Source organism: Streptomyces sp. NBC_00557 (assembly GCF_036345995.1).
Taxonomy (GTDB): Bacteria; Actinomycetota; Actinomycetes; order Streptomycetales; family Streptomycetaceae; genus Streptomyces.
In genome coordinates, this window is the sequence record NZ_CP107796.1 from 4,247,853 (window position 1) to 4,268,222 (window position 20,370).

Genomic DNA, 20,370 nt, shown 5'->3' on the forward strand with positions numbered 1-20,370 from the left:
ATGACCCTTCACTCCGCCGTGCCGCCGGAGGGCGGCAACGTCAGCCTGTGCACCGGATCCGGTGCGCTGGACCTGGCCGTGGAAGCCGTCACCGGCCTGCCCACTTTCCTGGTCGGCGAGAAGGACCCGGCCGCATCGCGGCTGCTGGCCGCTCGCATGCCCAACGCCCGCAACGTGGGCGACATCAAGGCCGTCGACTGGGCCGCACTGGCCGCCTCGATGCCGCGCCCGGCGGCGCTGACCGCCGGTTTCCCCTGCCAGGACATCTCCAACGCCGGACCTCGGGGAGGGATCGCCGGTGACCGCTCGGGACTGTGGAAAACCGTCGCCTGTGCCATTCGCCACCTTCGACCCCGACTCGTCTTCCTGGAAAACGTCGCCGCCCTGCGAAGCCGGGGACTCGACGTCGTCGCCGCGGACCTGGCCGCGTGCGGGTATGACGCGCGGTGGATGTGCCTACGAGCTTCAGATCCCGAAATCGGCGCCTGCCACCGCCGGGACCGCTGGTTCGCAGTCGCCTATCCCGCTGCTGAAAACCCCCACGTCGCAGTTGGGACGCAACGGCGGACCCCAGCACCCGGACAAGCGCCGCGCCGGCGGGCACGGGCCCACGCTGGAGGACGAAGTGGTCTTCTTGCTGCCCCCGACGGACGCATGACGCTGCTGCCCACCCCGGCCGCCGCCGACGGCACCGGTGGCCCCGGCACCTCTCCGAAGCGCAAGGGCGGCATGAACCTGCGCACCGCCGTCACGCTGCTGCCCACCCCTGCCGCGCGCGACTGGAAGTCCGGCGCCTCCAGCCTGCTGGAGACGAACTCCCGGCCGCTGAACGAAGTGGTGGTCAACCTGCTGCCCACGCCGAAGGCGTCGGACGGGCCGCACGGCGGCCCGAACCAACGCGACCGGGCCGGGAACTACTACCTCCCCGGCCAGGCGGTCCGACTGGATGACCGGTGGGTGGCCACCAACGGCACCGACTACGGGCCCGCCATCCGCCGCTGGGAAGCCGTTCTCGGACGGCCCGCACCGGAGCCGACCGAACCGGGTACCAAGGGCAACCGCCGGCTGTCCCCGGCGTTCGTGGAATGGATGATGGGCGCCGATCCCGGCTGGGTGACGGGTGCGGACCTGGGCCTGTCGCGCTCGGACCAGCTCAAGATCCTCGGCAACGGCGTCGTCATCCACCAGGCCGTTCACGCCTACCGCGCGCTGCTCGCCACCCTCGCGGCCCCTGCCCAGCTCGCCCTGGATATCGCCTAGAGACGCCCGGGGCGACCGCCCGATCTCGCCAAAGACACGCGGTCGCCCCGGCCCAACCAGTCCACAACAGACCTGTTGGAGGCATCCAGCATGACCCATCGCACCGACGCGCGGCGAGCAGACCTGCTCGCCGCCGCTCTGGCCGCCGCCGGTCGCGGCTGGCACGTCCACCCGCTCCGACCTGGCGGCAAGGCGCCCGCGCTGCATGGCGAGCACGCCTGCCCGCACAGTGGCCCGTGCGCCAGCGGCCACGTGAAGTGGGAGCAGCGCGCCACCACCGACCCCGACCGCATCCGCGCCGCCTGGACGACGGGCCCCTATAACGTCGGCATCGCCACCGGCCCGTCCGGCTTGGTGGTCATCGACCTGGACGTGCCCAAGGAGGAAAAGTACAAGGGCAGTTCGGACGCGCCTTGCGGCGCGACATTCTTTTCGGCGCTCTGCGAGCGCGCCGGACAGTCATGGCCGACGACCTACACGGTGCGGACGCCCAGCGGCGGCATGCACCTGTACTTCTCGGTGGGGCCCGGCATCGAGCTGCACAACAGCGCGCGCACCCTCGCCCCGTACGTCGACACCCGCGCATGGGGCGGCAACGTCGTAGCGGCGGGCAGCATCACCCCCCAGGGCGTCTACGACGCTGTCAACCGGTGCCCGGTGGCCGAGCTGCCCGCGTGGCTGATGCGGGAGCTTCAGCGGCCCGCCCCCGCCCCCGTGGCCATGGCGCCGCTCATCGTCCCCGGTGCGGCCACCCGTCGGGCCACGGTTGCCCTGGAACGCGAGACCGCTGCCGTTCGGGGCACCGGGGAGGGCGGCCGGAACAACCGGCTGCTGGAGGGCGCCCGCGCCCTGGGGCGGTTCGTCGCATGGGGCGAGATCGCCCGGGACGTGGTGGAGGAGGCTTTTCAGGCGGCCGGTGAGGCGGCCGGACTGGCCCCGGCCGAGTGCCGGGCCACCATCCGCAGCGCCCTTGACTGGTCGATTCGCACCTGCCGGCCCAGGGACGCCGCATGACCCCCCGCCCTGAAAAGCCCACCCCGCCCAAGTCCGAGCGCTCGCGCCCGGCTGGTCGCGGCGCCGACCGGGGCCGTGGCACGAAGAGTGACGGCCGACAGGCCGTCCTTTCAGCTCTTCGTTCTGACCCGCACCCGACCGGCCACGCCCGCCACGACGCCGACGAGCCGACGCCGGACCGGCCGGGGATCCGCATCTACGCCCCGCCCGTCTACCGCCACCACTACGACGGCGCGCGCTGGTCCAAGCGCTACGGCGACACCCCCACCGCCGCCTACGCCTGCCCCTGCGGCCACACCGACACCGCGCGCGGGCGGGACGACGTGGCCGCCCTGGTCGCCGACTACGCCGCTCACAAGCACTTCTGCACCGGCACGCCCGCCCAGCACCACGAAAGGAGGAACGCCGCATGACCAACACCAACGCCTCCGCCCCATCCATCGACGGCGCCGCCCTGCTCGATGAGGTCGAAGCGTTCCACCGCCGCTTCAACATCTTCCCCACCGAGTCCGCGTACGTGGCCGTGACGCTGTGGGACGCGCACGCGCACCTGATCGACGCCTTCGACGGCACCGCCCGCCTCGCGTTCCTCTCGCCCGAGCCAGGGTCGGGCAAGTCTCGCGCGCTGGAGATCGTGGAGACGCTCACCCCCCGTGCGGTCACCACGGTCAACGCCTCCGCCAACGCCCTGTTCCGGCTGGTGGAGGCCGACGGGGGAACCCCGACGCTGCTTTTCGATGAGATCGACACCGTGTTCGGGCCCAAGGCCGGGGGCAACGAAGAGGTCCGCGGGTTCCTGAACTCCGGCTACCGGCGCGGGGCGAAGTCCCTGCGCTGCGTCGGGGACGGCTCGAACCAGTCCACCGAGTGGTTCTCCTCGTTCTGCGCCGTCGCCATGGCCGGACTCGGCTCTCTGCCGGACACGATCCTGACCCGCTCGGTCATCATCCGGATGCGCAAGAAGGCCCCCAACGAGAAGGCCGAACCGTACCGCCGGCGCGTCCACGAGAAGCAGGGCCACGCCCTGCGTGACCGGCTCGCCGAGTGGGCCACCACCGTGCACGACCAGGTCGCCGAAGCCTGGCCCGAGATGCCCGAGGGCGTCTCCGACCGGCCCGCCGACGTGTGGGAACCCCTGCTCGCCGTCGCCGACGCGGCCGGTGGCCACTGGCCCGAGCGCGCCCGCGCCGCCTGCGTCGAACTCATCAAGGCAGCGGGCGAGGGGAACGAAGCCTCACTCGGGGTCCGCCTGCTGACCGACCTGCGCGACAAGGTGTTCTGCGGCGCCGACCGCATGCCCACCGCAGCCATCCTCGAAGTCCTCCACGGACTCGATGACGCCCCCTGGGCCGACCTGAACGACGACGGCAAGCCCCTCACCGCACGTGGGCTGTCCAAGCTGCTCAGCCAGTACGTCCGCCCCGACAACACCCCCATCCGGCCCCGCGGCATCCGGGTCGGCAGCGGAACCCCCAAGGGCTACTACGCCGAGGATCTGACCGACGCCTGGGCACGCTACTGCCCCCCGCCCCCCGAGAAGTCCGCAACAGCCGCAACAGCCGCAACACCGCAGGTCAACGGGGGTGAATCCGTGGCGGAAGACCCCGACGGAAGCCGCCACATGCTCGCGGAAACCGGCACACGCCCGCTGCGCGCCGTCGGCTGACACCCCCGCTCCCACGGTGCCGCCGCGCCACCGCGCGGCGGCACCTATCCGCAACACAACCGCCATCCGCCACAAATCCAAGCCGCTGACCTGCAATGTTGCGGCGTGGCGGATGTTGCGGATTCCCAGCAAGGGCCCGCCGCCCTCACCGTCGCGAGACGAAGGAGATCCGCCGCATGGACACGGCCCAACTCGCCGACTCCATCGACCACACCCTTGTCCTTCTGACCGTCGAAGAGGCCGCCCGCCGACTCCGCATCGGCCGGACCACGTGCTACGCGCTCATTCGCTCCGGAGAGCTGGAGTCCATCGACATCGGCCGCCTGCGCCGCGTCCCCGCTGACGCGCCGGCCGCGTACCTCGCTCGCCGACGCGCGGCCCGACGAGCCGCTTGACGACGTTCGAGACGGCGGGCAGTCCTCTGGGACTGCCCGCCGTCTCGGTTTCCGCCCCGACAGGGAGAAAGCAGGAGTCTGCCTGTGGCAGAAGAGAAGAAGCGCACCCGCCGCGCCAACGGCGAATCCGCCATCTACTTCGGGAAGGACGGCCGTTGGCACGCGCGAGTGCCGATGGGCTACAAAGACGACGGCACGCCGTACCGCCGACACCTGACGCGCCCGACGCGCAAAGAGTTGGTCGACGAGGTTCGCAAGCTGGAGAAGCAGCGCGACGAGGGTTCGGCGCGGCAGCCCGGCAAGCCGTGGACCGTCGCAAAGTGGCTTGAGCACTGGGTGGAGAACATCGCCCGGCCCGTCATCAGCGAGAACACGTACGCCGGCTACGAGGTGGCCGTACGGGTGCACCTGGTTCCCGGCATCGGCAAGCACCGACTTGACCGCCTGGAACCGGAGCATCTGGAGAGCCTGTACCGCCGGATGCAGAACTCCGGCAGCAAGCCGGGCACTGCTCACCAGGCCCACAGGACGGCCCGCACCGCCCTGGGGGAGGCGGTACGGCGCGGCTACGCAGCCAAGAACGCTGCCGCCCTGGCAAAGCCGCCGCGCATGGAGGAGGACGAAACCGAGGTTGAGCCCTACTCGGTGGACGAGGTGCAAAGCCTGCTGCTCGAAGTCAACAAGCGCCGGAACAGCGCCCGCTGGATGCTCGCCCTGGCTCTCGGACTGCGGCAGGGGGAGACGCTTGGGCTGCGATGGTCTGACGTCGACCTGGACAACGAGTACCTGAAGCTGCGCCGAAACCGGCTGCGGCCGAAGTACGAGCACGGTTGCGGCGACGCGACCCCCTGCGGCCGGAAGGCCGGCTACTGCCCGGACCGGGTGCAGGTACGGCGCGAGACCAAGAACACCAAGTCCCGCGCCGGGCGCCGCGCGGTGCCTCTCCCTGGCCCGTTGGTCGTGATGCTCCGCGCTCACAAGGAAGCACAGGAGCGAGAGCGCGAGACTGCCGGAAACCTGTGGGTGGAGTCGGAGTACGTGTTCACCAAGCGGCTGGGTGGTCCGCTCAGCCCGAACACGGACTATCACGACTGGAAGAAACTGCTGGAGGACGCCGGGGTCCGTGACGGTCGACTGCACGACGCCCGCCACACGGCCGGCACGGTCCTGATGCTGCTCGGGGTCCCGGACCGGGTGATCGACCAGATCATGGGATGGGAGCCGGGAGGCGCCGCCAGGATGCGGGCGCGGTACCTGCATGTGACCGACCCCATGCTGAAGGAGGCGGCCCGGAAAATCGAGCGCGCCATCTGGGGAGCACCGGAAACACCGTCTGTGGACAAAAACCAGGACAACGACGGCTGAGTGAACAACGAAGCGGCCCCGCTGTGATCAGCGGGGCCGCTTCGTTTCGCCTGTTCAGGCGGCTGCGGAGGATACGAGATTCGAACTCGTGAGGGGTTGCCCCCAACACGCTTTCCAAGCGTGCGCCCTAGGCCTCTAGGCGAATCCTCCGCCGGAAACATTACATGACCGAGGGGAGTGCTTGCGAACCCGTTCCCGCAGGCCCCCGTCGATTGCGGTCCGCAGGCCGCGATCGGGTACTCTGGGCGCAGCCCCTCACGCGGCGCTATCTGACTGAACTCCCCCAGGGCCGGAAGGCAGCAAGGGTAGGTTGGCTCTGGCGGGTGCGTGGGGGGCGCTCGCGTTCCCGGGGCCGGTGGCCGGGACCGGTTGTCAGTGGCCGCCTATAACCTCGTATGCGTGTCGTCTCTCGCGCTGTACCGCCGCTATCGCCCGGAGACCTTTGCCGAGGTCATCGGGCAGGAGCATGTCACCGACCCGCTGCAGCAGGCGCTGCGGAACAACCGGGTCAATCACGCGTACCTGTTCAGCGGGCCGCGCGGCTGCGGCAAGACGACCAGCGCTCGGATCCTCGCCCGCTGCCTGAACTGTGAGAAGGGTCCCACCCCGACCCCCTGCGGCGAGTGCCAGTCCTGCCGCGACCTCGCGCGCAACGGACCCGGCTCGATCGACGTCATCGAGATCGACGCGGCCTCTCACGGTGGTGTGGACGACGCCCGTGAGCTGCGCGAGAAGGCGTTCTTCGGCCCCGCGAGCAGCCGGTACAAGATCTACATCATCGACGAGGCCCACATGGTCACGTCGGCCGGCTTCAACGCGCTGCTGAAGGTCGTCGAGGAGCCGCCGGAGCATCTGAAGTTCATCTTCGCGACCACCGAGCCCGAGAAGGTCATCGGCACGATCCGGTCGCGTACGCATCACTACCCCTTCCGGCTCGTCCCGCCGGGCACCCTGCGGGACTACCTCGCCGAGGTGTGCCAGAAGGAGAACATCCCGGTCGAGGACGGCGTCCTGCCGCTGGTCGTGCGCGCGGGCGCCGGGTCCGTGCGTGACTCCATGTCCGTCATGGACCAGCTCCTCGCCGGCGCCGGTGAGGAAGGTGTGACGTATGCCATGGCCACCTCCCTCCTCGGCTACACCGACGGCTCCCTCCTCGACTCCGTCGTCGAGGCCTTCGCCACCGGTGACGGCGCCGCCGCCTTCGAGGTCGTCGACCGTGTCATCGAAGGCGGCAACGACCCGCGCCGCTTCGTCGCCGACCTGCTCGAGCGGCTCCGCGACCTCGTGATCCTCGCCGCCGTGCCGGACGCCGCGGAGAAGGGGCTGCTGGACGCACCGGCCGACGTCCTGGAGCGCATGCAGGCCCAGGCATCCACGTTCGGCGCCGCCGAGCTGAGCCGCGCCGCCGACCTCGTCAACGCGGGCCTGACCGAGATGCGCGGCGCCACCTCGCCCCGCCTCCAGCTGGAGCTGATCTGCGCCCGCGTGCTGCTCCCCGCCGCCTACGGCGACGAGCGCTCGGTGATGGCCCGCCTCGACCGCCTCGAACGCGGCGTCCACTTCTCGTCCGGCACCGGCGCGCCCGCCATGGGCTACGTCCCCGGCCCGGACGCCCACGGCGGCACCGGCATGCCCTCCGTACCCCCCGGCACCGGCCCCGCGGCGGCCCGCGCGGCAGTACGAGCGGCCGGCGGACCCGGGGGCGGTCCCGGAGGCGCGGGACCCGGCGCCGGTGGTCCTGGCGCCGGTGGTCCGGGTGCGGGTGGTCCTGCTGCCGGCGGTCGGGGTGCGGGTGGTTTCGGCGCCGGGGGCCCCGGGGCGGGCAGTCCTGGCGCCGGTGGTCCCGGCATGGGCGGTCCTGGCGTGGCTGGTCCGGGTGGCGGAGGTCCTGCTGCCGGTGGTCCGGGTGTCGGTGGCCCTGCTGTCGGTGGTCCGGGTGCCGGTGGTCCGGCTCCGGCCGGTCCCGTGCCCACGGGTCCCGCGGCGCCGGTGCCGGCTCCGGCCCAGTCGTCGACGGCGGCCGCCCCGTCCAGCCCCGCGGCCGCTGCCCCCGCCTCCGGCGCCCAGGCACCGGCATCGGCGGCGACCGGCGGTGCTCCCGCTCCGGGCGCGTGGCCGACGCCGGCTGCCGCCGGAAGCGGCCGGCGCCCCGGTGGCTGGCCCACGGCCGCGGCACCCGCGGGCGGCGCGCCGCAGGGCCAGGCACCGGGCCGCGCCCAGGCAACCCCCCAGCAGCCCTCGGCGCCCAGTGCCGGCCCGGCATCCCCGGCCGCGCCCGCCGCAGCCCCCGCCGGTGGCCTCGACCCCCGCGTGCTGTGGCCGAACATCCTGGAGGCCGTCAAGAACCGCCGCCGCTTCACCTGGATCCTGCTCAGCCAGAACGCCCAGGTGGCCGGATTCGACGGCGCCACCCTCCAGCTCGGCTTCGTGAACGCCGGCGCGCGTGACAACTTCGCCGGCAGCGGCAGCGAGGACGTGCTGCGGGCGGCGCTGGCGGAACAGTTCAACGTGCAGTGGAAGATCGAGGCGATCGTCGACCCGTCCGGCGGCGGTTCCGCACCTCCGGCCACGGGCGGCCCGGGCTCCGGCGGCGGAGGCGGCTACGGCGGCGCGCCCGCCGGAGGCCCCGGGGGCTACGGCGCCCCGGCCGCACCCCGCCAGGCCGCTCCCCAGCCGGCACCGCAGGCGCCCACGCCCCCGCAGCCCGGCCCCCCGAGCGCCCCTCCGGCACCGGCCCCCGCCCCCGAACCCCCGCCGGTCGCCCCCGAGGACGACATCCCCGAGGACGACGACCCCGACCTGGACGAGTCGGCCCTCTCCGGCCACGAACTGATCGTCCGCGAGCTGGGGGCGACGGTGGTGGAGGAGTTCTCGAACGAGTAAACGAGCAGCCGATCGGTCGACGGCCGTCAAGGCCCGCCGTACAGCACCCTGTCACTCGGCGGGGTCCAGCTCCGAGCCGCGCACGCTCGCGTCGATCGAGCCTGCCTTCCCGTGTCACCCCCGCCCTGCCCACCCCGGACGGCACCCCTTCAGCCGGCCGAGTCGAGCGGGCGGGTACGCCGACGGGCGGTCGGGCACCGGGCCGCTTTGGAGGAAAGCCCAACAAACCCGGCCCCCGGCCTTCGGCAACCTTGCCATTAGGCTGACCCCGTGAAGGTCCTCGTCATCGGCGGCGGCGCCCGCGAACACGCCCTGTGCCGCTCCCTGTCCCTCGACCCCGACGTCACCGCGCTGCACTGCGCCCCCGGCAACGCCGGCATCGCGGAGGTGGCCGAGCTGCACCCCGTCGACGCGCTCGACGGCAAGGCGGTCGCCGAGCTGGCCGCAGGCCTCGGCGCCGACCTGGTCGTCGTCGGCCCGGAGGCCCCGCTGGTCGCCGGCGTGGCCGACGCCGTGCGCGCGGCGGGCATCCCGGTGTTCGGCCCCTCGAAGGAGGCCGCGCAGCTGGAGGGCTCCAAGGCCTTCGCCAAGGACGTCATGGCGGCGGCCGGAGTGCCGACCGCGCGGTCGTACGTCTGCACCACCGCCGAAGAGGTCGCCGAGGCCCTCGACGCCTTCGGCGCCCCCTACGTCGTCAAGGACGACGGCCTCGCCGCCGGCAAGGGCGTAGTCGTCACCGACGACCTGGACGCCGCCAAGGCGCACGCCGCCGCATGCGACCGGGTCGTCATCGAGGAGTTCCTCGACGGCCCCGAGGTGTCCCTCTTCGCGGTCACCGACGGCGAGACGGTCGTGCCGCTCCAGCCCGCCCAGGACTTCAAGCGCGCCCTCGACGGCGACCAGGGCCCGAACACCGGCGGCATGGGCGCGTACTCCCCGCTGCCCTGGGCGGACCCGAAGCTCGTCGACGAGGTGCTCCAGACGGTCCTGCAGCCGACCGTCGACGAACTGCACCGCCGCGGCACCCCCTTCTCCGGTCTGCTCTACGCGGGCCTGGCCATCACCAGCCGCGGTGTCCGGGTGATCGAGTTCAACGCCCGCTTCGGCGACCCGGAGACCCAGGTCGTGCTGGCCCGGCTGAAGACCCCGCTGGCCGGCCTGCTGATGGCCGCCGCCACCGGCCACCTCGCCGACCTGGAGCCGCTGCGCTGGAGCGAGGACGCGGCCGTCACGGTCGTCGTCGCCTCGCACAACTACCCCGGCACCCCCCGCACCGGCGACCCGATCACCGGCCTGGACGAAGTGGCCGCCGAGGACGCCCCGCACGCGTACGTGCTGCACGCCGGCACCAAGCGGGACGGCGACCGCGTCGTCAGCGCGGGCGGCCGCGTGCTGTCCGTCACCGCCACCGGCGCGGACCTGACCGAGGCCCGCGAGCGGGCGTACCGGGCGGTGGGCCGGATCCGTCTGGACGGCTCCCAGCACCGCACCGACATCGCCGCGAAGGCGGCCCAGGCCGCCCAGGCGGACCAGGCGCGGACGGCCTGACCCGCGCGTGCCGCGACCAGGCGCCGACGACCTGACCGGCGCGTGCCGCGGGCAGGCGCCTGGCCGTCTGACCTGCGCTTGCCGCGCCGGTTGTCCGCGCGACAGCCGTACCCAGGCCCCGGATCCCCGATCCGGGGCCTGATCTTTGCTTTCTGTCACGCACCTCTGACCAAAGCCATTCCATCGAGTGAGCGGTCGCCCATACGGATGACGGGGGCCGGGGCCCCAACTAGGGTGCCGCGCAAGCTTTCCGGCACTTGGCCCACCGGCATTGCGATGTCAGTGGCGGGTGCCACAGTGGGGGAGTGAGCATCACCAGGAGAGCACGGCATCGGCAGCGAGGGGGTGAGGGCCGGTCGTGACCGGAATCGGTGCGGAGATGGGCGCGCAGGCCGCGCGTTCCAGGGCCCTGGCCGTCCTGCGGGTCCGTGGCCGGGCGCTGGCCGTGGCCGTGCTGCCCGCAGCCGTCGCGGTGATCCTGCTGGCGGGCGGAGCCACCGGCCGCCTCGTCGGCCGGGGCTGGGACACGGCCCGCCTGGTCGTGAGCGTCCTCGCCGTGCTGGTGCTGCTGGCCGCCGCCGGTTTCGCCCTGGTCGTGGCCCGGGCCCGCCCCGCCGTCAGCCCGACGGTGCCGATCCCGGAGGAGTCCGCCCCGGACCTGTACCGGATGGTGCGCGACCTGGCCGACCGGCTGGACGTGCCGGCCCCCTCGGCCATAGCGCTCACCCCGGACTGCGACAGCTGGCTGGAGGACCGTACGCACTCGGCTCACGGCCCGCCCACGCGCCCCGCGTCCGACGAGGACGAGGCGGTGGGCCCGGGCCGCCGCCGGGCCCCGGCCGCCCCCGTGCTGGTCATCGGCTCCCCGTTCCTGTGGTGGATGCGGGTCGGCGAGCTGCGCGCGGTCCTCGCCCCGGTCATCGCCGGTACGGGCCCGTCGGCGCACCCCGACATAGCGGCCGCCCGGCGCTTCGTGCGCGGTCTGGACGCGGCGGTCGCGGTCGCCGCGACGCCGGGCCGCTGCCCGCTGACCCGCGGCCTCTGCGCGGCCCTCGGGTGGGTGGCCCGGCTGCTGCTGCGCGGCTGCCGGGAGCACGCGGCGCAGATGGAGCGGGGGGTCGCCGCGGCGGCGGCCGAGCGCGCCCAGGCCGTCGACTACGGCCTGCGGATCGTCGCCCAGGAGCAGGTCGGCCTGGCCTACGCCGGCTGGGACCGGCTGCTGACCCGGGTGGCGCTGCCCGCCTGGCGGATGGGCCGCTGGCCGTCAGGGCTGGACGCGGGCGTGGTGGCGGCGCTCACCGAGCTGTCCCGGCGCGACCGCCTGGCCGAGGGCTTCACCTCCCGGCTCGGCGAACGTCCCGCGTGCGACCTGCTGGAGGAGCCGGGCGTGGTGGACGAAGCCGCGTCCCTGCTGGCCGCCCGCCTCTTCCACGGCGGCCCGGCGGAGCCCGGCCCCGACTGGGCGCCGGTGGACTGGCAGACGTATCCGGAGGAGGTCGTGGACCGCACGTGGCGTGCGAACGCGGCCCGCCTGCACCGCGTCCTGGACTCCCTCGGCGTCCGTCCCTCCTTCGACCCCACCGCCCCCGACCCCGGCGGCCCCACCCTGGCCCGCGTCCTGGACCACCTGACCGAGCCGGCCAAGGACACGGCGATACCGAACCCCCCGGCCCCCACCCCGCACGCCCCCCGGACGAGCCCCGCGCAGTCTCGTCCCCAGCACGCCGCCCACGCGGACCTCCGGCAGGCACCGGGCGACCCCCTGCCGGACGCCGCCCACGCCGGACTGCCGCACGCACCCGGCGACCTCGAGCCGGACTCCGCCCACGCGGAACCCCGGCGGGCACCCGGCGACCTCGAGCCGGACTCCGCCCCCACCGGACCCGCGCAGGCACCCGGCGACCGTGAGCCCGACGCCACCTGCGCCGGACTCCCCGAGGCACCCCCAGAGGCCGAAGCGGACCCGGTGGCCGACGAACCCACCGGTACCGAGCGCAGCGCCACCCTCGCCGCCGGGCTGACCGCCGAGCTGGCCCGGGAGGAGGCCGGCGTGGCCGGAAGCGGTGCGGCCGCCGCCGGCCAGAGCACCGAGCGCGCCCTGTGGGACGACGGCGGCCTGCCGCTCTTCCCGCTGCAACCCCCGCGCACCGCACGCGAGTTGCTCACCGAGCACGTCACCGCGATGGTGTGCTGCGCGGCCGTCGACACCGCCGGCGCGGTCCCCGCGCTGGACTGGCTGGACGGCCCCTCCCTGCTGGTCGGCGGCGAGCGGGCCGCCGACCTCACGCCCAAGGTGCTCAGCCTGATCGAGGAGGGAGATCCGGGCCCGCTGCGCGACTGGCTGGCCGCGTCCGGAATACGCCCCGAGAAGCCCGTACGGCTCGTCTGAAGCCCGGAGCCCCCGGAGCCCCTGAAGGCCCTGAGGCCCCTGGGCCCATGGAGCCCCTGGAGGCCCCGCGAGGCCCCAAGACCTGAGTCCCCGGAGCTCTGAGACTCCGAGGATGTCGAGGAGGCGGAGGCACCCCGGAGGTGCTCGAAACCGGCCGACGCGACAGGCCTCCCGCACTCACGCGAGCACCGTAGAAGGGGATCCCCGTCTTCCACTTCAGGTCAATTCGCAACGACTAGTGACCGAGCCCGTGCGTTATGTGATGTGCTGGGAGCGACCACGCACTTGGCAAGAGCGAGCGACATACGACAGCACGTCCGAGCAATGTGCGCACCACCGAGCACGGCGAGCACGGCGACCACCACCGAGACAGGACCACACGGGGGACGAGGGAGGGGAGCGATCATGGCCTCGGACCACATCCGCCGCTGGGAGTCCGGAGCACTCGCGCACGCCGTCACGGACCCCTTCGGCCAGGGCCCGGTGCCCTGGCTGCGCGGCAGCGAGACCTACTTCGACGACACCGGCCACGTCGTGCCCTGGTACGTCGACCCGAGCCCGCAGCCGCTCACCGGCGTCGGCCCCGCCCGTCCCGCCCCGCGCGTACCCGGCCCCCGCTCGGCCGACGACGTGCACCGCCAGATCAAGGGCTTCACCTCCACCGGCGCGGTCGCGCCCGGCGAGGCGATCGACTTCCACGTCACGGTCGACCCGCCGCAGGAGTTCAGCGTCGACATCTACCGGATCGGCCACTACGGCGGCGACGGCGCCGCGAAGATCACCACCAGCCCGCGGCTGTCCGGCATCGTCCAGCCTCCGCCGCTGACCGCCGACCGCACGGTCTCCTGCCACCACTGGTGGCTGTCCTGGCGCCTCCAGGTGCCCTCGCACTGGCCCATCGGCGCCTATGTGGCCGTCCTGACCACCGCCGACGGCTACCGCTCCCACGTGCCCTTCACGATCCGCGACGACCACCCGGCCGACCTGCTCCTGCTGCTGCCGGACATCACCTGGCAGGCGTACAACCTGTACCCGGAGGACGGCCGTACGGGCGCCAGCCTGTACCACGCCTGGGACGAGGAGGGCTGCCTCCTCGGCGAGGCCGACGCGGCGACGACGGTCTCCTTCGACCGCCCGTACGCGGGCGCGGGCCTGCCGCTGCACGTCGGGCACGCCTACGACTTCATCCGCTGGGCCGAGCGCTACGGCTACGACCTCGCCTACGCCGAGGCCCGCGATCTGCACGCCGGCCGTGTCGATCCCGGCCGCTACCGGGGCCTGGTCTTCCCCGGGCACGACGAGTACTGGTCGGTGCCGATGCGCCGGGCCGTGGAGGAGGCCCGCGACCGGGGCACCTCGCTGGTGTTCCTCTCCGCGAACACCATGTACTGGCAGGTGGAGCTGGGGCCGTCCCCGTCCGGTGTCCCGGACCGGCTGCTGACGTGCCGCAAGCGCAAGGGCCCCGGAAAGCCGGTGCTGTGGCGCGAGATCGACCGGCCCGAGCAGCAGCTGATCGGCATCCAGTACGCGGGCCGGGTGCCCGAGCCGCATCCGCTGATCGTCCGCAACGCCGACCACTGGCTGTGGGAGGCGACCGGCGCGCGCGAGGGCGACGAGATCCCCGGCCTGGTCGCGGGCGAGGCCGACCGGTACTTCCCGCGCACCCCGCTGCCCGTGCACGAGGAGCGCGTCCTGCTCGCCCACTCCCCCTACACCGACAGCGAAGGCGTCCTGCGCCACCAGGAGACCTCCCTGTACCGCGCCCCTTCCGGCGCCTGGGTCTTCGCCTCCGGCACCTTCGCCTGGTCCCCGGCCCTGGACCGCCCCGGCCATGTGGACACCCGTGTCCAGCGCGCCACGGCGAACCTCCTGGACCGCATCTGCAAACGCGACTGACAGCCGCCGCCATCGGTCACCCCGACCGGTCACCCCGACCGGCCATCCCGATCCCTCTCGCCGACCGTCCCGATCCCCCGACCGGCCGTCGCGAGACCCCTGGCCGGGACCCATCGCCCCCATAAGGGAGAATCGAGGCACTTGGACAGAACCACGGGGAGGAACCGTGTCCGGATTCGTAGAAAAGCCCGAGCCGATCCAGGTTCCGGGCCTGGTGCACCTGCACACCGGAAAGGTGCGCGAGCTGTACCAGAACGAGGCGGGCGACCTCGTGATGGTCGCCAGCGACCGCATGTCCGCGTACGACTGGGTGCTGCCCACGGAGATCCCCGACAAGGGCCGTGTCCTCACCCAGCTCTCCCTGTGGTGGTTCGACCAGCTGCGCGACCTGGCCCCCAACCACGTGATCAGCACCGAGCTGCCCGAGGGCGCCCCCGCCGACTGGGCGGGCCGCACGCTGGTCTGCAAGTCGCTGCGGATGGTCCCGGTCGAGTGCGTGGCCCGCGGCTACCTGACCGGCTCGGGCCTGCTGGAGTACAACGAGTCCCGTACGGTCTGCGGCCTCGCCCTCCCCGAAGGCCTCGTCGACGGCTCGGAACTCCCCGCCCCGATCTTCACCCCGGCCACCAAGGCCGAGGTCGGCGAGCACGACGAGAACGTCTCCTACGAGGAGGCGGCCCGCCAGGTCGGCGCCGACACCGCCGCCCAGCTGCGCCAGATGACGCTCGCCGTGTACTCCCGTGCCCGGGACATCGCCCGGGACCGGGGGATCATCCTGGCGGACACCAAGTTCGAGTTCGGATTCGACGGCGACACGCTCGTCCTCGCCGACGAGGTCCTCACCCCCGACTCCTCCCGGTTCTGGCCGGCCGACCAGTGGCAGCCGGGCCGCGCCCAGCCGTCGTACGACAAGCAGTTCGTCCGGGACTGGCTCACCTCCGCCGAGTCCGGCTGGGACCGCCGCAGCGAGCAGCCCCCGCCGCCGCTGCCGCCGCAGGTCGTGGAGGCGACCCGGCAGAAGTACATCGAGGCCTACGAGCGGCTCACGGGCATGACCTGGAGCTAAGGTCAACGAAAAGACCCCGGTCCAGTGGACCGGGGTCTTTCTCCGGAGCGGACGACGAGGCTCGAACTCGCGACCTCAACCTTGGCAAGGTTGCGCTCTACCAACTGAGCTACGTCCGCCTTGCGCCGTGGCGCGAGAGCAACTATACCCAACCTCGCTCCCGGGCGAGACGCACTGCCGCATGACGGTTCTCGGCGCCGAGCTTCGTGACGGCCGAGGAGAGGTAGTTCCGTACGGTCCCGGGGGACAGCGCGGCCCGCTCGGCGATCTCCGCGACCGGCGCGCCGTCGGCGGCCAGCTCCAGCACCTCGGTCTCCCGCGAGGTGAGCGGGGAGTCCCCGGCGGAGATCGCGTCGGCGGCCAACTCCGGGTCCACATAGCGGCTTCCGGAGTGCACGGTCCGGATGATCTCGGCGAGCCGCTGGGCGCTGACCGTCTTGGGGACGAACCCGCGCACACCGGCCGCGAGGGCCCGTTTCAGGTGGCCGGGCCGCCCGTGCCCGGTGACGATCAGTACCTGGCAGCCGGGCAGTTCGGTGCGCAGGGATGTGGCGACCTTCACACCGTCGGCGCCCGGCATCTGAAGGTCCAGCACCGCCACATCGGGTGCGTGGGCCCGCGCCATCGCCAGCGCCTCGGGGCCGCTGGCCGCCTCCGCGACGACCAGGAGATCGTCCTCCAGGGACAGCAGCGCGGCCAGCGCGCCCCGGATCAGATGCTCGTCGTCGGCGAGCAACAGCCGTACCGGAGTGCTCATGAGATGACTTCGCTCACTTTCTGCCCGACATCCCTCAGCGGCACCTCTGCCGTCACCCGGAAGCGGCCGCCGTCGACCGGCCCGGCCTCCAGGGTCCCGCCGACGACCGCGAGCCGCTCCCGCAGTCCGGCGAGCCCGGAACCCCCACCCCCGTCGGGGGTTCCGGCCAGCCCGTCGTTCTCCACCGTCAGCACCACGCACTCCTGCGACACCCGCAGACACAGCACGCATCGCCCGGCGTCCCCGTGCCGCAGCACGTTGGTGGTCGCCTCGCGCACCACCCAGCCGAGGGCGGACTGCACGTCGGCGGGCAGCCCTGCGGGTTCCGCCCGGACCTCGCAGTCGATGCCGGCGGCCGCCAGGACGCCCTGCGCGCCGGCGAGTTCGGCCCCGAGGTCGGCCTCCCGGTAGCCGCGTACGACGGCCCGCACCTCCCGGTGGGACTCCTGCGCGATCCGCTGCACCTCGATCATCTGTTCCACGGCCTCCGGCCGCCCACGCCGGGCCAGTTGGACGGCCAGCTCGCTCTTGAGCGAGATCACCGACAGGTTCCGCCCCAGCACGTCGTGCAGATCCCGGCCGAACCGCAGCCGTTCCTCGGCGACGGCGAGCCGGGCCTCGACCTCCCGGGCCCGTTCCGCCTCCCACAGCACGGCGAGGGTCCAGGCTCCGCAGCGGCCGGCGAGCAGCGCGAAGATCACCTGGAAGATGCTCATCGCAGCGGTCGCCACCAGACCGACGCCGTCGTGGTCGGCGAGCCCGACGGCAGCCGTGAGCAGGACCGTGAACAGCGCCGCCCGGCGCAGGAACACACCGGTGGGGACCGTGAGTCCGTACAGCAGCGCGTACGGCAGCACCAGGCCACCGATCGCGAACCGGACCGTCATCGCCTGGGCCGCGTGCAGTGCGGCGAGCGCCACGAGCAGCGCGCACGCCAGCCCCAGCAGGACGGCCGGCGCGCGGTGCGCGCCGGCCGGCAGCTCGGTGCGGCCCAGGTAGTGGTCGAGCGCGGGCCGGGTGAGCCGGTTCGACAGCACGCACTGCAGCACCGCCAGCAGGGCGAGGAGGGCGCCGAGGACGGACGCCGCGGGCCGGTGGGCGAGACCGCCGCCGACCAGCGGCAGCAGCACCCAGCAGGCCATGATGAACCAGACCGTGCAGTACCAGGTGAGGACGCTGAACAGCTCGACCCGCTCGGCCTTGCTGCGCTCACCCCAGTGCCGCTGCTGCCAGCGCCGTATGCGCCCCACCATCCGCGCGCCCCCCTTTCCTCAGCGGCGTGGGTCCCACCGGAACCACCGCCGTACCGCACACATCGCCACGATGAGCCACGCCACCGCGGTCGCCGCCGTGACCAGTGTCTCGTGGATGCTCGACTGGCCGGTCCAGCCCGCACGGACGAGCCGGACCGCCGGGGACAGCGGAAGCAGTTCGCAGACCGAGGCGAGCCGGTCGGGCAGGACCTCGGTGGGGATCGTGATGCCGGAGCCGATCATGGAGACGACCACCAGGGGCAGCGCGGTGACCTGTGCGCTCTCCACGCTCCGGGTGAAGGACGCGGTGAGCGCGGCGAGCGCGGCGCTCAGCACGAGCCCCGCCGCCAGCCCCAGGAGGGTCAGGTACGGCGCCCTGGGCGCGCCGGTGTGCAGCAGCACGGCGCAGCCGGTGCACAGCAGCACCGCCTGGGCGAGGCCGAGACCGACGGCGGGCAGGGCCGTGCCGGTGAGGATCTCGGCGTCGGAGAGTTCACCGGTGCGCAGCCGTTTGAGGACGAGTTCCTCCCGGCGGGCGACGTAGGCGCTGACCAGGGACGTGTAGACGGCGAAGAGGAAGGAGAACCCGATCGCGGTGGTCGTCAGCACCACCCCGATGTTCAGTCCCTCCTTCTTCAGGTCCAGCTGGTCGAGGGCCGGCCGCATGCTGAACGGCACGGCGAGCGGCATGACGAGCGCGGTGAAGACGGCGCTGCGGTTGCGTCCGAGCAGGGCCAGTTCGGCCCGCCCCAACGCCCGCATCCGCCGCCCGGCGGCAGCCCGCGCGACTCCGCTGCCGCCACGGCTGCCCGCCCGGACCGCGCGCACGCCGCTTCCCCCGGGGCCGGCGGCTGCTGCGTTCACGTCGTCCACCTGACCCACCCCGTTCTCTGCTGTCGCCCGACTCACGCCGTTCACCGCGCCACCTCCCGCTCCCGCGCGATCTCCAGGAACGCCTCCTCCAGTGAGGCCGACCGCATGTCGAGGTCCCGCAGTTCGAGTCCGGTCCGCTCGGCCCAGGTCAGCAGTGCGGTGGCGGTCCGCTGCAGATGTGCCGTGTGCAGCCGTACGACTCTCCCGGCCGTCTCGTGCCGGCTGACGCCGAGGCCGGCGAGCGGGGGCAGGTCGCCGAGGAAGTAGCCCTCGGGCAGCTCGAACGAGATCCGCGCCGGGCGGCCCGCGGTGACCTCGGCCGGGGTCCCCGAGGCGGCGATGCGCCCCTGGTGCAGGATCGCGAGCCGGTCGGCGAGGCCCTCCGCCTCCTCCAGGTAGTGCGTGGTGAGCAGTACGGTCGTCCCGGACTCGCGCAGTGCGCGGACCAGTTGCCAGGTGTCGCGGCGCCCCTCGGCGTCGAGCCCGGTCGTCGGCTCGTCGAGGAACAGCACCTCGGGTTCGCCGAGCAGCGCGAGTGCCAGGTCCAGGCGCCGCCGCTCGCCCCCGGACAGCTGCTTGACCCGGACGCCGGCCTTCCCGGCGAGGCCCACCAGGGCCAGCGTCTCCTCCGCCGGCCGGGCCCCGCTCGTACAGCCCGCCCACATGCGGGCGGTCTCGGCGACGGTCAGCTCGGAGGGGAAGCCGCCCTCCTGGAGCATGACGCCGGTGCGCGGGCGTACGGCGGCCCGCTCGCGGTAGGGATCGTGGCCGAGGACCCGGACCCGGCCGTCCGCCGGCTCCGCGAGTCCTTCCAGCAGTTCGACCGTGGACGTCTTGCCCGCCCCGTTGGTGCCCAGCAGCGCGAAGATCTCCCCGCGGGCCACCGAGAAGCTGATGCCGCGCACGGCCTCGAACCCGCCCCCGTACACACGCCGGAGGCCGCTGACCTCGATCACGTGCTCGTGTTCGTCGATGTCCATGCCCTCAGCGTTCCGGCGGGCGGGCCGGATCGGCAGTGCGCGGTGTCATCGCCCGGCATGACAAATGTCAGAAGGGGGACCGGGATCGCGCGGATCCGGGGATCGAGGACCGGGGGCATCGGGGCGTCGGGGCGTCGGGGCGTCGGGGCAACGAAAAGACCCCGGTCCACTGGACCGGGGTCTTTCTCCCGAGCGGACGACGAGGCTCGAACTCGCGACCTCAACCTTGGCAAGGTTGCGCTCTACCAACTGAGCTACGTCCGCACTGCTCCCGACCGGCTCCCACCGATCGGTGCGAGCACCAGCCTACCTGATCCACAGGAGTGGTCGTGACAAGCGGTGCCGGAGCGGGTGACAGGAATCGCACACTGCGCCTTCCCCCTGGAAGGGGGATGTTCTACTACTGAACTACACCCGCACGCTCCTCGGGGTTTCGCCTTTCCGGCCTCGCCCCTCGGCGTGTCCCAGACATTAGCTGATCAACAGGGGGGTCGCGCAAGTCGGCTCCCCCTGCTGCCCGGTATGCCCAAGTGCGCGGCCCTCAGGGCTCGCTGACGGACCCTGAGGACTGCCCCTTCGCGGGCTTCGCCACCCCGGGGCGGGGTTCACTGCGCGGCGCTGAACGCCTCGTAGACCTTCTTGGGGATGCGTCCACGGGCCGGGACGTCCATCTTGTTGGCCTGGGCCCAGGCGCGGACGGCCGCCGGGTCGGGCGCGACCTCCGTCTGCTTGTACGCCTTGCCGGAGCGCGACCGCTTGCGGCCGGCCTCGACGTAGGGCGCGAGCGCCTTGCGCAGTTTCTTGGCGTTGGTTTCGTTCAGGTCGATCTCGTACGACTTGCCGTCGAGTCCGAAGGCGATCGTTTCCGCCGCTTCCGAGCCGTCGATGTCGTCAAAGAGCGTGACCACGACCTTTTGCGCCACGAATATCGGTCCCTTCGTGCGGCACGTCGATACAGCTCAACGGCGATGACGTGCCGAGTATCGGCTATTGCCAATTCATTTGTACAGTGCCCGGCATTGCAA

Annotated in this window: 16 protein-coding genes, 4 tRNA genes and 1 other RNA gene; 12 read left to right on the forward strand and 9 right to left on the reverse strand. The window is 72.8% G+C overall.

The annotated features are described in order from the left end of the window. The 6 genes from OG956_RS18225 to OG956_RS18250 all read left to right on the forward strand — a co-directional run bounded on the left by OG956_RS18225 (position 1) and on the right by OG956_RS18250 (position 5,700). A complete protein-coding gene (locus OG956_RS18225; protein WP_330339033.1) occupies positions 1-1,260 on the forward strand; it encodes a DNA cytosine methyltransferase in 1,260 nt (419 codons plus the stop codon). Positions 1,261-1,350: 90 nt separating this feature from the next. Then, positions 1,351-2,274 (forward strand): bifunctional DNA primase/polymerase, encoded by a 924-nt coding sequence (locus OG956_RS18230; protein ID WP_330339034.1) that lies wholly within the window; start codon positions 1,351-1,353, stop codon positions 2,272-2,274. Then, the gene (locus OG956_RS18235) at positions 2,271-2,687 is read left to right on the forward strand and encodes a hypothetical protein (RefSeq protein ID WP_330339035.1); all 417 of its coding nucleotides are present in this window, start codon (positions 2,271-2,273) and stop codon (positions 2,685-2,687) included. Before OG956_RS18230 ends, OG956_RS18235 begins: the two co-directional genes overlap by 4 nt. Continuing rightward, positions 2,684-3,940, forward strand: a complete 1,257-nt coding sequence (locus tag OG956_RS18240; protein ID WP_330339036.1) for a DUF3631 domain-containing protein — start codon at positions 2,684-2,686, stop codon at positions 3,938-3,940. The genes OG956_RS18235 and OG956_RS18240 overlap by 4 nt, the downstream gene beginning before the upstream one ends. 176 nt (positions 3,941-4,116) lie before the next feature. After that, the gene (locus OG956_RS18245; protein ID WP_030180517.1) at positions 4,117-4,335 is read left to right on the forward strand and encodes a helix-turn-helix domain-containing protein; all 219 of its coding nucleotides are present in this window, start codon (positions 4,117-4,119) and stop codon (positions 4,333-4,335) included. A gap of 84 nt (positions 4,336-4,419) precedes the next feature. After that, positions 4,420-5,700, forward strand: coding sequence for a tyrosine-type recombinase/integrase (locus tag OG956_RS18250; RefSeq protein WP_330339037.1), 1,281 nt, complete (start codon positions 4,420-4,422; stop codon positions 5,698-5,700). A gap of 65 nt (positions 5,701-5,765) precedes the next feature. Here the strand turns inward: OG956_RS18250 and OG956_RS18255 are convergent. Then, a tRNA-Ser gene (locus OG956_RS18255) sits at positions 5,766-5,850 on the reverse strand. A gap of 96 nt (positions 5,851-5,946) precedes the next feature. Here OG956_RS18255 and ffs point away from each other — a divergent pair. From ffs to OG956_RS18285, 6 genes are all read left to right on the forward strand, one after another. Continuing rightward, positions 5,947-6,045, forward strand: an RNA gene (gene ffs / locus OG956_RS18260) — signal recognition particle sRNA small type. A gap of 54 nt (positions 6,046-6,099) precedes the next feature. Next, the gene (locus tag OG956_RS18265) at positions 6,100-8,583 is read left to right on the forward strand and encodes a DNA polymerase III subunit gamma and tau (protein WP_330339038.1); all 2,484 of its coding nucleotides are present in this window, start codon (positions 6,100-6,102) and stop codon (positions 8,581-8,583) included. Positions 8,584-8,853: 270 nt separating this feature from the next. Then, on the forward strand, positions 8,854-10,131 hold the full coding sequence (gene purD, locus OG956_RS18270) for a phosphoribosylamine--glycine ligase (RefSeq protein ID WP_330339039.1): 1,278 nt from the start codon (positions 8,854-8,856) through the stop codon (positions 10,129-10,131). Positions 10,132-10,489: 358 nt separating this feature from the next. Continuing rightward, positions 10,490-12,520: a hypothetical protein gene (locus OG956_RS18275; RefSeq protein WP_330339040.1), complete on the forward strand. Its 2,031-nt coding sequence runs from the start codon at positions 10,490-10,492 to the stop codon at positions 12,518-12,520. A gap of 405 nt (positions 12,521-12,925) precedes the next feature. Beyond that, positions 12,926-14,416: a N,N-dimethylformamidase beta subunit family domain-containing protein gene (locus tag OG956_RS18280; protein ID WP_330339041.1), complete on the forward strand. Its 1,491-nt coding sequence runs from the start codon at positions 12,926-12,928 to the stop codon at positions 14,414-14,416. 166 nt (positions 14,417-14,582) lie between these two features. Beyond that, the gene (locus tag OG956_RS18285; RefSeq protein WP_330339042.1) at positions 14,583-15,482 is read left to right on the forward strand and encodes a phosphoribosylaminoimidazolesuccinocarboxamide synthase; all 900 of its coding nucleotides are present in this window, start codon (positions 14,583-14,585) and stop codon (positions 15,480-15,482) included. A 46-nt stretch (positions 15,483-15,528) separates the two neighbouring features. On the opposite strand, the gene OG956_RS18290 is transcribed toward OG956_RS18285, so the two are convergent. From OG956_RS18290 to OG956_RS18325, 8 genes are all read right to left on the reverse strand, one after another. Continuing rightward, positions 15,529-15,601: transfer RNA gene (locus OG956_RS18290), tRNA-Gly, on the reverse strand. A 23-nt stretch (positions 15,602-15,624) separates the two neighbouring features. Beyond that, positions 15,625-16,239, reverse strand: coding sequence for a response regulator transcription factor (locus tag OG956_RS18295; protein ID WP_330339043.1), 615 nt, complete (start codon positions 16,237-16,239; stop codon positions 15,625-15,627). Beyond that, complete coding sequence (locus tag OG956_RS18300) at positions 16,236-17,492, reverse strand: sensor histidine kinase (protein WP_330339044.1); 1,257 nt, start codon at positions 17,490-17,492, stop codon at positions 16,236-16,238. Before OG956_RS18300 ends, OG956_RS18295 begins: the two co-directional genes overlap by 4 nt. An 18-nt stretch (positions 17,493-17,510) precedes the next feature. Then, complete coding sequence (locus OG956_RS18305; RefSeq protein ID WP_330342880.1) at positions 17,511-18,254, reverse strand: ABC transporter permease; 744 nt, start codon at positions 18,252-18,254, stop codon at positions 17,511-17,513. Between the two features lie 152 nt (positions 18,255-18,406). Continuing rightward, the gene (locus tag OG956_RS18310) at positions 18,407-19,345 is read right to left on the reverse strand and encodes an ABC transporter ATP-binding protein (RefSeq protein ID WP_330339045.1); all 939 of its coding nucleotides are present in this window, start codon (positions 19,343-19,345) and stop codon (positions 18,407-18,409) included. A 191-nt stretch (positions 19,346-19,536) separates the two neighbouring features. After that, positions 19,537-19,609, reverse strand: a tRNA-Gly gene (locus OG956_RS18315). Between the two features lie 82 nt (positions 19,610-19,691). Next, positions 19,692-19,763 (reverse strand) — tRNA-Gly (locus OG956_RS18320). A gap of 187 nt (positions 19,764-19,950) precedes the next feature. Next, complete coding sequence (locus OG956_RS18325; protein WP_031164632.1) at positions 19,951-20,268, reverse strand: histone-like nucleoid-structuring protein Lsr2; 318 nt, start codon at positions 20,266-20,268, stop codon at positions 19,951-19,953. Positions 20,269-20,370: the final 102 nt, after the last annotated feature.

What these genes read in the sequence shown, in the direction of transcription:
- OG956_RS18225 (WP_330339033.1), top strand. Translation starts at nt 1, where the DNA reads ATGACCCTTCACTCCGCCGTGCCGCCGGAGGGCGGCAACGTCAGCCTG.
- OG956_RS18230 (WP_330339034.1), top strand. Translation starts at nt 1,351, where the DNA reads ATGACCCATCGCACCGACGCGCGGCGAGCAGACCTGCTCGCCGCCGCT.
- OG956_RS18235 (WP_330339035.1), top strand. Translation starts at nt 2,271, where the DNA reads ATGACCCCCCGCCCTGAAAAGCCCACCCCGCCCAAGTCCGAGCGCTCG.
- OG956_RS18240 (WP_330339036.1), top strand. Translation starts at nt 2,684, where the DNA reads ATGACCAACACCAACGCCTCCGCCCCATCCATCGACGGCGCCGCCCTG.
- OG956_RS18245 (WP_030180517.1), top strand. Translation starts at nt 4,117, where the DNA reads ATGGACACGGCCCAACTCGCCGACTCCATCGACCACACCCTTGTCCTT.
- OG956_RS18280 (WP_330339041.1), top strand. Translation starts at nt 12,926, where the DNA reads ATGGCCTCGGACCACATCCGCCGCTGGGAGTCCGGAGCACTCGCGCAC.
- OG956_RS18295 (WP_330339043.1), bottom strand. Translation starts at nt 16,239, where the DNA reads ATGAGCACTCCGGTACGGCTGTTGCTCGCCGACGACGAGCATCTGATC.
- OG956_RS18300 (WP_330339044.1), bottom strand. Translation starts at nt 17,492, where the DNA reads ATGGTGGGGCGCATACGGCGCTGGCAGCAGCGGCACTGGGGTGAGCGC.
- OG956_RS18305 (WP_330342880.1), bottom strand. Translation starts at nt 18,254, where the DNA reads ATGCGGGCGTTGGGGCGGGCCGAACTGGCCCTGCTCGGACGCAACCGC.
- OG956_RS18310 (WP_330339045.1), bottom strand. Translation starts at nt 19,345, where the DNA reads ATGGACATCGACGAACACGAGCACGTGATCGAGGTCAGCGGCCTCCGG.